The sequence below is a fragment of the Paenibacillus sp. Soil522 genome, assembly GCF_001428245.1.
Taxonomy (GTDB): Bacteria; Bacillota; Bacilli; order Paenibacillales; family Paenibacillaceae; genus Pristimantibacillus.
In genome coordinates this window covers 320,045-332,149 of sequence record NZ_LMRV01000033.1, presented here as the reverse complement: position 1 = coordinate 332,149, position 12,105 = coordinate 320,045, and the positions used below count along the sequence as shown (strand labels likewise).

Annotated in this window: 10 protein-coding genes and 2 pseudogenes; 9 read left to right on the top strand and 3 right to left on the bottom strand. The window is 40.1% G+C overall.

Annotated features, from left to right (window positions below):
• Positions 1-112: 112 nt before the first annotated feature.
• From ASG81_RS10240 to ASG81_RS32645, 3 genes and pseudogenes are all read left to right on the top strand, one after another.
• The gene (locus ASG81_RS10240; RefSeq protein WP_056632854.1) at positions 113-994 is read left to right on the top strand and encodes a tyrosine-type recombinase/integrase; all 882 of its coding nucleotides are present in this window, start codon (positions 113-115) and stop codon (positions 992-994) included.
• Positions 987-1,850: pseudogene (locus tag ASG81_RS10235) on the top strand (IS91 family transposase); the annotation flags it as partial. The gene ASG81_RS10240 and the pseudogene ASG81_RS10235, both read left to right, overlap by 8 nt.
• 1 nt (position 1,851) lies before the next feature.
• On the top strand, positions 1,852-2,220 hold a 369-nt coding region (locus ASG81_RS32645), incomplete at its 5' end, for a transposase (protein WP_235548803.1).
• 2,121 nt (positions 2,221-4,341) lie between these two features.
• Here ASG81_RS32645 and ASG81_RS10225 read toward each other — a convergent pair.
• Positions 4,342-4,566, bottom strand: a complete 225-nt coding sequence (locus ASG81_RS10225; protein ID WP_056632848.1) for a hypothetical protein — start codon at positions 4,564-4,566, stop codon at positions 4,342-4,344.
• Positions 4,567-6,204: 1,638 nt separating this feature from the next.
• On the opposite strand from ASG81_RS10225, the pseudogene ASG81_RS33895 reads away from it, so the two are divergent.
• From ASG81_RS33895 to ASG81_RS10210, 3 genes and pseudogenes are all read left to right on the top strand, one after another.
• Positions 6,205-6,291, top strand: a pseudogene (locus tag ASG81_RS33895) (hypothetical protein); the annotation flags it as partial.
• Entirely contained in the window at positions 6,288-6,569 is a 282-nt protein-coding gene (locus ASG81_RS10215) for a hypothetical protein (protein WP_056632842.1), read from the top strand. The pseudogene ASG81_RS33895 and the gene ASG81_RS10215, both read left to right, overlap by 4 nt.
• 93 nt (positions 6,570-6,662) lie before the next feature.
• Positions 6,663-7,112, top strand: coding sequence for a JAB domain-containing protein (locus tag ASG81_RS10210; protein WP_056632839.1), 450 nt, complete (start codon positions 6,663-6,665; stop codon positions 7,110-7,112).
• 510 nt (positions 7,113-7,622) lie between these two features.
• Here the strand turns inward: ASG81_RS10210 and ASG81_RS10205 are convergent.
• Entirely contained in the window at positions 7,623-8,732 is a 1,110-nt protein-coding gene (locus tag ASG81_RS10205) for a tyrosine-type recombinase/integrase (protein WP_056632834.1), read from the bottom strand.
• 376 nt (positions 8,733-9,108) lie between these two features.
• Between ASG81_RS10205 and ASG81_RS10200 the strand changes: the two genes are divergently transcribed.
• Positions 9,109-10,086, top strand: a complete 978-nt coding sequence (locus ASG81_RS10200) for a hypothetical protein (RefSeq protein ID WP_056632830.1) — start codon at positions 9,109-9,111, stop codon at positions 10,084-10,086.
• Positions 10,087-10,880: 794 nt separating this feature from the next.
• Here the strand turns inward: ASG81_RS10200 and ASG81_RS10190 are convergent.
• Positions 10,881-11,126, bottom strand: coding sequence for a hypothetical protein (locus ASG81_RS10190; RefSeq protein ID WP_056632823.1), 246 nt, complete (start codon positions 11,124-11,126; stop codon positions 10,881-10,883).
• Between the two features lie 61 nt (positions 11,127-11,187).
• Here ASG81_RS10190 and ASG81_RS10185 point away from each other — a divergent pair, with 61 nt between their 5' ends.
• The gene (locus ASG81_RS10185) at positions 11,188-11,691 is read left to right on the top strand and encodes a hypothetical protein (protein ID WP_162255012.1); all 504 of its coding nucleotides are present in this window, start codon (positions 11,188-11,190) and stop codon (positions 11,689-11,691) included.
• A gap of 15 nt (positions 11,692-11,706) precedes the next feature.
• Entirely contained in the window at positions 11,707-12,087 is a 381-nt protein-coding gene (locus ASG81_RS10180; protein WP_056632817.1) for a hypothetical protein, read from the top strand.
• Positions 12,088-12,105 lie beyond the last annotated feature (18 nt).

Genomic DNA, 12,105 nt, shown 5'->3' with positions numbered 1-12,105 from the left:
ACTAAACCCTCCATTTTGATGGTAATTAATACTGCTTTCTGTGTATCTGTTAGTACCCTAAAATTTACTATGCAGTTCTTCTACTGCTAATAAATTTTAAGGAGAAATCAGCATGGATAACAAAGAACAAATATTACTACGAATGAAGGAAGACATTCAGCTTCGAGGGTTGTCGCAAAATACACTGGAGAGCTATACCTTACATGCACGAATTTTTCTTGAGTACAGCAACCGCCCAGTGGATCAGTTAAATACAGACGATATCCGCAATTTCTTATGGTATTTGATYAATGAGAAAWAAGCTTCGCCTGGAACTGTGAATTCGTACAGTGCAGCCATTCGTTTTCTCTTTGCCGTAACGTTGAATCGTACGTTGAACTATCTTCAGATTCCACGTCAGAAAAAGCGTAAGACCCTTCCTGAAGTGTTAWCAAGAGAAGAAGTGTTCTCCATTATAGAGAGTTGCGAAAATATCAAACATAAGGCCATACTGATGGTTATCTACAGCTCAGGTCTACGTGTAAGTGAAGCCGCGGCACTCAAAATCCAGCATATTGATTCGAAAACGATGCGCGTATTTATAGAGTATGGTAAAGGAGGCAAGGATCGCTATACCCTGCTGTCGGAAGCTTGCCTTTATGTTTTACGTGAATATTGGAAGGCATATCGCCCGAATCATTCCGAAGGCTGGCTTTTTCTTGGAACGTACGGCGTATCCCATATTACCTCCAGAGGCATAATGTCTGCTTTTAATGAAGCAGTGAAAAGAACCCATATTACAAAAAAAGTGTCCATCCATACGCTGCGGCACTCCTTTGCAACACATTTGATTGAAGATGGYGCCACGCTATTACAGATTAAGAAATTGCTTGGGCATGCCAGTATCCAGTCCACGACAATCTATTTGCACCTTGCTAATGTCACATCAGGCATTACAAGCCCTCTTGACAACTTGCTAGCGTATGGTCGTTCAGAGGTTTCTTCGTATGGCTGAATTACAAGATATCTTTGCTCAGCATGGAGAAGCCTATCAGCTCAAACATCGTCTTTTGCCTAATCAACTGAAAGTGATACGTGCTATTCAAAGTTGCAGGACCTCTGTTTTAGGCGGACATRTGGATGAGTGTGACGAATGCGATTTTATGCGCATTTCCTATAATTCCTGTCGGAATCGCCATTGTCCTWAATGCCAAACGCTAAATAAGGAACGCTGGATTGAAGCCAGGAAAGACGACTTACTGAATGTCGGTTATTTTCATGTTGTTTTTACCATTCCTGATCTGTTAAATCCGATTGCTTATCAAAACCCAAGGATTGTTTATAATATTTTATTTAAGGCCGTTGCCGAAACCTTATCTGAGCTTTCCRCTGACACTAAGTATTTAGGAGCGCAAATTGGTTTTACCTCGATCCTTCATACTTGGGGACAAAACCTGATGCACCATCCTCATATTCATTGTATTGTGCCAGGTGGAGGCCTTAATTCTTCCGRCAAGTGGGTGAACTCAAGAAAAAAGTTCTTCATTCCGGTTAAGGTTTTATCAARAAAATTTAGGGGTAAGTTTTTATATTACCTTAAACAGGCCAAACTTGTGTTTTATGGCACCATTTCTGATTTGAAAGATCCCTGCAGGTTTCATGACCTCATGTCATTGCTTTATCAAAAAGAATGGGTGGTCTACTGTAAGCCTCCCTTCAAAAATGCTGGCTGTGTTATTGAATATCTCGGAAGGTATACGCATCGTGTTGCGATTTCGAATAACCGTATCGTAAAGCTTGAAGATGGTTTGGTTACCTTCAAGTGGCGTGACTATAAGGATAGCAATAAACAGAAAGAGATGAGCGTAACANATTTCGAATAACCGTATCGTAAAGCTTGAAGATGGTTTGGTTACCTTCAAGTGGCGTGACTATAAGGATAGCAATAAACAGAAAGAGATGAGCGTAACAGCAGATGAATTTACTCGCCGTTTTCTGATTCATGTACTGCCTACTGGATTGACGAGAATACGACATTATGGCTTGTTAAGTCCCAGAAATAAAGCAACGAAGCTCAAACTTTGTAAAAAGCTTACGAATACTAAATTGAATGATCCGCCAAAACCAAAGTTGACCACCCTTGATTTTTTAAAAAAGCTGACRGGTAAAGATTTCACCATCTGTCCTTGCTGCGGTATTGGCCATCTCGGTAGAGCTTCACCAGAACAGGTAATTGCATAATGTTTTTCAAATGCCTCTTTATTGGGGAGGGGGAAACTGTGTYTAATCAAGCATTTTTGATTTACATGAGCACTTATTTTTACGCTGTAACATCTACGGTTTGAATAAATTAGTTTCCAAGAGCAGAATGAAAATCTTTATTTCCCCATAGTGCTAACCCACCGCGTTTTCGTCCAAGAAAATTATCCAAAGTCAAGCTCCCGTATTTCGGAGAGCTTTTTTTGCGTAATTGACTTCGGATAATTTGCTATTCATTATGTATTGAAAATTTCTCGAAAATGATTGATTTACGATACATAACTAAGTTAAAGAGGTTTCTTATATCCCGCTTCNCGTCCAAGAAAATTATCCAAAGTCAAGCTCCCGTATTTCGGAGAGCTTTTTTTGCGTAATTGACTTCGGATAATTTGCTATTCATTATGTATTGAAAATTTCTCGAAAATGATTGATTTACGATACATAACTAAGTTAAAGTCAGGGTATAAATTCGATACATAACTATTTACTGGGAGACGATTATTAATGTTGAGTCGTCAGCAACAGAAAAGAGACTTTATATCAGACGTTGAAGTGATCTTGAATAGGCCCGTTGGCCGGTTCGGGGAGATGAAATGGAATCTCGAAAATTTTTCGAAATGAGAGATTGGAGAAGTGTTCAATAATGAAAAACAAATGCTACATTGGGAAAGTCGTTATTCATGAGCAGTTATACGTAACTTATTGCCCTGATAGTAATCATTTCTTAGAATTATTACGCATTTCGTCTTTGACTGATGTAAGAAAAGACATAGAAGAAATTTCTAAAGAACTGAGAATACCGGTATTGACAGTTTTGACCGTTCAACATTTAAGAGGGGGCTGTCTGATTTAGATACCACTCGGCATAGACTTTAACCTCACCCAGCATAGAAGAAATTTCTAAAGAACTGAGAATACCGGTATTGACAGTTTTGACCGTTCAACATTTAAGAGGGGGCTGTCTGATTTAGGATAGCCGCCGCAGTCTGGCCGGGGATTCTAAGGAAAGTGAATAGGAGCGTGGAGTGCATGCTGATTGGTATCCGTTCATCGAGCGTGTCCTAGCACATGAAACAGTCCAATCATTTATAAGTCATGGCAATGGAAAGTGATGTGAGTCTGCAATGAACACCCTTTTCAAGACTATGAGCGATGGTTAAACGAAAATGGATTCCGAAATAATTCAATCGCCAGGGGCACTCCATTGATGAAGCAAGGGAGATTGTCCAGAAGAGGCGAAGAGATGAGAATAGATATAACCAAGTAAAGTTCTCGTGTTCTAGAGGGCTTTTTTTGTTTGTTATCCCTTAAAAATAAAGCTATAGAGTGACCAACAACACAAGTTACAATAAATCCGATTCCATAGCACATCATACTGACAAGTTGAGCTAACCCATCCCCATTTAAATAAATAAACCACCACAAGAAAGAAGTACCATATAACAGAATTGCTAAACCAATGGACTGAAGTAATGATCGAAGTAAAGAATTTGTTTTTCTAAAACTAATTACTGCAAATAAGATGACCGAAATAAACGCTATGCCTAGCACACCATAGAATAATAGAATTTCTAAATCGACTCTCTATTATGTAAGGCAACGATGATAAGGTTTTTCGGATTAGATACAATACAAACCCAATGAGCGACGGGTGAAAGACATGATAGTGTTAGTCAAAACTATATTGATTTCAGCTGAAAATAAAAAAAGGGTGTCGTTTAAATGACCCCCTAGGCTTTCTTATTGATTATATTTAGGTACTTATTGTCTCCCGTATTTACCCAGAGAAGAAATTCACCTCTATTCTGTAATAACGGACCGCCTGTATCCACTCTTTTACGATCTAGCGCCATTTGCTGCTCTTTAGTAAAGGTGACTCGTAGTTTGGATAGTCCCGTATGTTCGTTGATGTAGATGGTCTTAGATTTACCTTGGATAGTCATGAATAGTTTTGTCCCATTCTTCAGGGTTGAACATTGATCAACTCCTTTTGAAAGCGCTTTTATACTTAAATATTATGTCCTAGAAACGTGGTTCATGCATCCCTCTATACTCCCCGCTCTGTCCATGACCGACTGCGAGTACGTGTTAAACTAATTGTGCTTACATGCTCCAAAAATCGTCTTGCTTGATGTTCGGATCAATTTTTCGAAGGGCTTGTAAGATTTTCTTCATGGTTCGCCCACTTGGCATGTGATCCATTTTATTCGCTAATTTACTGATTGTGAATTTATTCAGCTTTGTTTCTTTCACGATCCATTCTTGGAGGATGCCTTTTTTATCTAGCCACTTTCCCAAAGGCGTCCGCTTTTTTCGGATCCCAAACATGACCATTCACCTCTATCACTAGTATGGTCAAATTATCGGAATAATAGACATTAAAAAGTGTAAATTTGAACAAATCTCTCAAAACATATTTGAGAGAGGGACTTCAATGTGCTGGTGCGACCACGGCGTAGCACTTCTGAGAGGATATGTTTCCATGGTTGTGCCGGTGGCATTATCGGATATCTTAAATGGATGGCTACTATACTAAGTCTAGTATTCGGAAGTTTTACAGATGGATAAAACAGAAGTTAAACAAGCGAGATTCCTCCGCGTAAGGTTAGCTGCCTAACAGTGGATTTCGCTTAGATTCATTTTTTGCGCGCCACGGGGATCAAATCACAGTCTTTTGTCCTTAGAGCCTTTACCGTATTAGCGGTGATAGCTCTTTATTTCGTTTATGCTGCTTATTTCTTGCTTTATTCTTTGATACTACTTGTTCTATGTTGTATCAATGGGATGGATTCTTTTTGGTTTTTGTCCAAGAAACCATCAGCCATATATGAAACGGGATGGCAAACAGAGAATAGAGGATAAATAAAAGACTAAAATACGTTTTGTATTCGAATGTCTGTGATTGGATGATGTTACAAGTCAGATACAAAAATAATGCTGTAACAAAAACGTACTTGTTGTATGTTGAATCCTTTTTTTGAAGCCTCATGATAACGGCATGTAGCCATGCCATAAATAAAATGGCGGCCAATGTCAAAAGAATGATCATCTCCTCACCCTCCCTCTATTATAGTATACCCATTTGATAGATAGTTTTAGACCAATTTTTATCGGTTTCGGATCCACTGGCTACGCACTTTGTATATACGTTTTGCAGGCTGCAGCTGCGCGCTAGGGAGGAAAAATATAAACACAAACAGGTGTTTTAATCCTCAGTTAAACGACGCTAAATCCCAAGCGACCCCGGAAAGAGCATCCGGATTCCATTGGGATTTTTTACGCGCCTAAAGGGAAGCAAAAGACCTCTCGGGTATGGCTCGAACATCATAATTTTCTCCGCTTTCGTTGTCACTCCATCTCCATAAACCATCATGTTCTACGAAGGAAGGGGAACCATGATTCCACTTTCGCTATCGCTTCGTTTCATCATCGTTCCTAATAGAATCTGGCTATTTCAGAGTAGCAAAGCCTTTGCACGCCCGAATCGATGAAGCGGAAGGTTTATTTCGCAGGCCTTCCCGCATGCAGCCTTATCGTATTTCGTTTTTTCAAAGAAGACACTCGTTTTACCGCAGCCATCTAGTCGCATGCGATCACATAGAACCTCCCCGCGCAAGGCGAAAAAACTTTTATGAGAATATCGCTCAAAAAACTTTTTATCGTCTCTTCGGGCAACCTTGCTCTGCGAGAACCTACATGATCCAAAATCTGCGACGGCTACGGTATAACGAGTGATTTTTGTTCTTTGAAAACTACAAACGACAAGGCAAGACAGCAAGCAAGAAACTGCTCACAAACCTTAAAACCTTCCGCTCATTGCCGCTCGGGCTAGACAGGCAGGCGGTGTTCGAGTGAGGGGTTAGGGTCCAAAAAAGACAATCCGGAAAGGAGGTGAAAACGAATGGTTGAGTTTTTAAAGCAAATTGAAGAAGCGCGTCATGATATGCACCAGCTAGCCGAGGCTATACCGCCCCGCTAGTGGTGTTACAGTCACAACGATTGGATGATCTGCTTAATTCCTACAATCAAATGAAGGTGAGGAAAAGCGCATGACACATTTTTTTATCGGTAAATTTTTGTTGGGACAAGTCGTAGCAACACCGGGAGTAATGGATGAGGTGGGCGAGAAAGATAGAATTTCAGCTCTTACCAGGCATCATAACGGTGATTGGGGCGAGGTATGCACCGAAGATTGGGCGAGCAACGATGAAGCCTTAGAAAACGGGTTTCGACTTCTGTCGACATACACAAGCGCGGATGGTGTGAAATTCTGGATTATTACGGAGCATGACCGAAGCGTAACGACATTTTTATTACCCGAAGAATATTAAAAGCCGAGTTGCTTAAAGGGAGCAATTCGGCTGGGGTGAAGATTTGAGAGCCTTCACCCCTCCATTATATCGCCATAAGGGAGAGGATTTCAAATGAAACGTATTAATATTTTTTCGGTTCGACAAGTGAAAGAACGCTGTGGTTTGTATGACATCGATTCTACTTATATCCGTTGCCCGAAAGATGCAGCAAATATAGCGCAATTGGTTCTTGATTTAAACGGACTGAGCGTAGAAAAGTTCGGAATCATCACATTGACGACAAAAAATCAGGTTGCTGGGATACATGTTATTTCGGTTGGTACGCTAAATGCATCGCTTGTGCATCCCCGAGAAGTGTTTAAAGCTGCAATCTTGAACAATGCAGCCTCGTTGATATGCTTCCACAATCACCCAAGTGGCGACCCAACTCCCAGTACAGAGGACATAACCATGACTAAGCGGTTAGTAGATTCTGGTGCTTTGCTTGGCATCGAGGTGCTAGATCATGTAGTTACAGGTGACGACGGCTATATAAGTTTAAAGGAGCAAGGAATGATGTAACGTGAGGGAGTATTACACAGGCACCTTTTTGATGTGATGAAGCGCGGCCCCCAACCGGGGCCCCTTCCCCGGTTGGGGGCGGTTTTCCCATTAGCACAATACTACCTGTACATACAGCTGTACAGGTAGTATTGCTTGTTTAAAATAAAGTTTTAGACTCGAGTGTGGCAGCCTTCGAAAAATAAGTTTTAGACTGTTCCAATAATGAAATAACCTTGGAGTATGATACGAAAATAAATTCCTAGATTACCACTAATGTAGATGCCTTTATTCAACTAAACGGAGGGCATGATTCTCCTCCTATTATTCTTCCCCAAAGTGATAAAGATGGGCGTGACCTTACTCCGAATAGTTTTATATGGCGGGGGAACCTTTTGAACTTCTACTGATGCAAATCGCATTGAGAAAGAATTCTCCGCCCGCACAACATCCAATTGCGAGAGCGAAAGTAACAATAACAATTGTAAGAATATTAAATCGATACCATTCACTTTAATGACTATGATAAGCCTAAAAGTTCTCGCCATTTCGTTCCTCGAAACCAGGAATTACAACAAACTCGCTGACGTCATTTTCTTTTTTAATATCACGGGAGAGATAATTGTCTTCCGTTGTACGGCTCGTGGCATGATCAAGGGTTTTAGCAATTTTATCAACCGGGGCACCGCTGTTATAGGCAGCTCGTGCAAAATAATGGCGAAAATAATGGGCAGTCGTTTTCTGATTAAGATCTGTCCGTAGTTTCGCCGCGGCAAGCTTTCTTGTCACGATGGCTGACAAGCTCGTAAGCAAGTAATGCTTCCCATTCCGATTGGGATAGAACGGGGACTCGTCATTTGGATCAATAGTGGTGCTTAATCCAAGGCGACGACGATACTCCTGCAACTCTTGAAGAACGTAATCCTTGATGTGAGCATGTCTCTCTCCGCCGCGCTTAGTCTTAGTTCGGACATAGTATTTATTCCGGATCGAATCGAAGTAGAGGTCTTTCCACATCGGTGTAATGACCTCATTAATCCGCAATCCTGTACTGGCCAGGAGGAGCATCAGGCTTTTGAACTTGGGATCGTCCTTATAGAAATGCACAGCCGCCTGCAGTGAAGCCGGAGATATTTCCCGATCTGGAATTTGAGACTTGTCTAAGGTGACGCCGGTTAGTCCACGAGTCAAATCCCGGTTCAGGTATTTTTCATCAAAACACCAAGAAAGGAAAGAGGAGAGGATAGCTATTTTTTTCGCTTGTGTTTTCTTTTTTGGATATTCACATTCAATCCACTCCTGATATGCCTCAATCTGAGATCGCTTTAGTTTGCGAAAATCGGATATTTCATTCTCGGTGACCTTCCGCAAAAACTGAAGGAGCTCGCGGGCATATTCAGTAATTGTTCTTGGATTACGGCTGCCATTTCTTCTATGCAGGAATAAGTAAACCATTCCGATATTTGAAAGCGGTGCATAATCATAGTCCCCCTTATCATTTTCTGAAGCGAATATTGACGAGTATATGACTGCATAGAATCGATCATCCGTTAAACGATGTATGAGTTGTGGATCATATAAATATTCTAGTGATTGAATATCGTTATTCGTGTATAACTGTAATTCACTATATTCAGTCAAATATCTCACTCACCTTATAGTGATATTTATAAGACTAGTATAGCAAAATTGATTTATAAAAATAGTTCTATAAGAGAATGTTTGTAGAAAAATGTTCTAAGAAAAAATAATAGACAATTAGTTTTTCTATAACTAGTTCTTTATGTTTATAACTATATATAAGAGTAGATATGAAAAGTGATCTAAAAAGATCTTTGACTATAAAAAATCATGTTAGGGGAGTCTTATTTTAAGAGATCATTTCCTATGGTATAATTGTTTTATATATATTAATTAGTATACGAGTAAATAGAAAAATCATAATATAGTGAGATATCTTGATGAAAATCTAGGGAGACATTAACGTGGTTAAGATAATTGTTGGAGGGAGAGAACGATGAACGAATATTTAGATACGTCCCAGGCTGCTAATGAATTGAAGGTCACGGTAGGATCCATTTATAAAATCGTGAACCTTGAGGATGCGGAGAAGCGACTTAATCCCGTTAACCGTTTAACACATAAAGGAGATGGCGGATACCGATTCACGCGGGAAGAGATCGAGCGTATTAAACCGGCATACGTGAAAGAGGACTTAACATCGGCACAAGCAGCTAAAAGAATCGGAAGGTCTACAACCTATATTCACCAGCTTTTTAAAAAGGGATTGCCTCATTATGAAATGGAGTTTCGTGGGAAGCGAACGTATTTTGTTAAAGAGGTCGATCTAGAAAGATTTGTGACTAACAATCCGGATTCAGGTAAATATGATACCATTTACGACCGAAAATCGAAGGTTTTCTTATTCCAACCATACCGCTTGGGGAATAGATTGGCTCGCGTCTGCAGCATGAAGCGTGTAAATCGAAATCGGATCGAAGTCATGCTTCAAGTTAGTATGAACGAACGAATCCCATTAGAAAGAGCAATCGTTGAAGGATGGCAACCTGCTGTCACGATTACGGATCGTAAAGCCATAACTAGTTATGGCTACGCCCTATTCGAATTTCCATTGCCACAAACTCTGGATTCCGTGATTTACACTATTATTGAAGAGTTTTTTAAGCTGATTGGCCCTGCTAATCTTCGCATCCAGATAGGTGAGACCATTCAGGTTGAAGCAAAGAAGTCTGTTTTAACTGGGGTAATGCCAGCTACTCATCCTGATATGATCGATAAGTTGAAAACATTTATACGTTCAGGCGAGATTACGCCTAAATACGATGGAACACTCATCGATACGGGTTTATCGCCAGTGACGCTCTATTTATCGGAGCAAGAAAAGGATAAACTAATTGCTAAAGCGAGAAGTGCTAACAAATCGCTTCAGGAGTGCTTGGAATCCATTGTTTTCGAAGCAGTAGGGAAGGATTAATTACGCTCGGAGCACAGTAAAAAGCCGGTCGTTCTAAACATGAATAGAAGTGAACTTTATTTCCCTTTTTTTGGGCGCTATTCAACGTAAGGTCCTTGCCTTGAGGGGGCAATGTCACTCGGATTCTCATTAAACTTCTTAGCGTCGAATCGTAAAGACTTGTCATCGCTACAACTTTTTCTATTCATAGCCATTATTTCGGAATTTATTTTTAAGTACCGCATGATTGAAGGAGGACAAGAACATATAAACATTTTGATCCGTGCCCAGCACGGTTTTTTTGTTTTATGGATATAACTTCTTGTCTTTTGCGCAGTACACTAAGATGCAAGATTAACCGAAAAGGGACAACAAGATGATGCGTTTTCCACTTTGCCAGTTTTATCTGTTCGGTATGTGTGATGAATTATGATCGATACATTGAGCTATGACCTTAGAAAAAATACCCTGTTTGGACTGAAGTGAAGAGCATTAATTCATAATCGGCTTGGGGTCGGCAAGTCTGCTCAAAATATTATGGAACGTATCAAGCGATTTGCGAAGGATGAGGAAAAGAACTTACCTCATCCGCATCTGTAAATCTAAGAAAAACGGTACTCCCCAAGGAAGTTAATATGCTCCCATTTTGTCTCCACTCACTAAGCTATGTTCCAGGTTGGTGGAAAAAGTATTAAAGCCCCGATGAATCCGGAGCCTGCACGGTGGTGGTATCCTTGTCCTGACTCTCCGTGTGCAGTAACATAAAACTCCATACTATATGGTAGTTATAAAAGCTAAGATTATCCGCATTTTTGTTATTCTAAAAAGGCTTTAACATAACGCAAATCATTAATATTGATAACCAGATGTAATTGTTCTCCGGTTAAATCAAACATTCGAGCAAGGACCTCATTTGTGTACTCGGCACCTTCATAATTTATATAAGGTCGTCTGCCGTGTTTAATGCTACCTTTCACTTTTCGAGTTATTTTTAAAGAGGCGAAAGTATATTCATCCCGGTATTCTTCTTTTAAATACCGAACCGGCACACCTTTTTCCATCCGTTGTCTCATAGCTTCCAGTGAGCTTCAATATAACTGTTTGATGGATATCTACAATGATTTGGACAAGGCAGGGATTCAGCTCACGGTTATATTAGTAGGCCAACCGGAACTGCTCCATCAAAGATCGGCTTTTATCCGAACCAAGAAAACACAAATTGTAGGAAGATTCATGTCACAGGATCATGAGTTTACAGGCATACAAAATCTTGAAGATCTCAAATATTGTTTAACCGGTTTCGACCAGGAGTCGGAATACCCTATAGGTTCGGGCTGGAGTTTTACTCATTATTATTTTCCGGATGCCTTCAAAGAAGGACATCGACTTGAGAATGAAGCGAACGATCTGTTTGAATTGTTTAAAGAGAGTGTATCCGTTGCAGGAATACGTAAGATTGACATTCCAATGCAATACCTTATGCTGACGATAGAATATGTTTGCAAACGATTTGGTACTTTAAATGCCGGTAACTATTGGCCAACAATTGAACAATGGAGAAGGGCAATTGAATCCTCTGGTTATATAACAGCCGAACTTTTGCATGAATCCGTGATAAAGAAATAGAGGAGGTTTAGAAGAATGAGCAAGATGTTCTTTCTACCTACACCTCATGCCGCGACGGCAATTAACAACTATTGTTGGAATGACAATTGGGTTCACAAATTTGAATCGCCATGGAGTCTTTTTGAAAAATTTAAATATGCAAACATGGCCAAAGATAGGGATGTCCTTGAAATTTTTGGAACCAAAGAAGTAAAGAATAACAAGGTGCTTAGACGCACAAAAAATAACTCCAATTTATATTCATTGTCTGGCTTTGACAATTCGCGCTTGGCAACGGTGTTTGGCCATGATTTCAAAGAGGCAAATAAAGAAAATATAAAGAATGTAGTCAATACCCTCATCGCTGTTTGTGACGAGGACACGGATTGGCTCTACCAAATGCAAAAAACACGCTGAATATGGCGTGTTTTTTGC

Excerpts from the sequence above, each read along its gene's own strand:
- ASG81_RS10210 (WP_056632839.1), top strand. The coding sequence starts at position 6,663 with ATGAAACGTATTAATATTTTTTCGGTTCGACAAGTGAAAGAACGCTGT.
- ASG81_RS10215 (WP_056632842.1), top strand. The coding sequence starts at position 6,288 with ATGACACATTTTTTTATCGGTAAATTTTTGTTGGGACAAGTCGTAGCA.
- ASG81_RS10200 (WP_056632830.1), top strand. The coding sequence starts at position 9,109 with ATGAACGAATATTTAGATACGTCCCAGGCTGCTAATGAATTGAAGGTC.
- ASG81_RS10190 (WP_056632823.1), bottom strand. The coding sequence starts at position 11,126 with ATGGAAAAAGGTGTGCCGGTTCGGTATTTAAAAGAAGAATACCGGGAT.
- ASG81_RS10225 (WP_056632848.1), bottom strand. The coding sequence starts at position 4,566 with ATGTTTGGGATCCGAAAAAAGCGGACGCCTTTGGGAAAGTGGCTAGAT.
- ASG81_RS10180 (WP_056632817.1), top strand. The coding sequence starts at position 11,707 with ATGAGCAAGATGTTCTTTCTACCTACACCTCATGCCGCGACGGCAATT.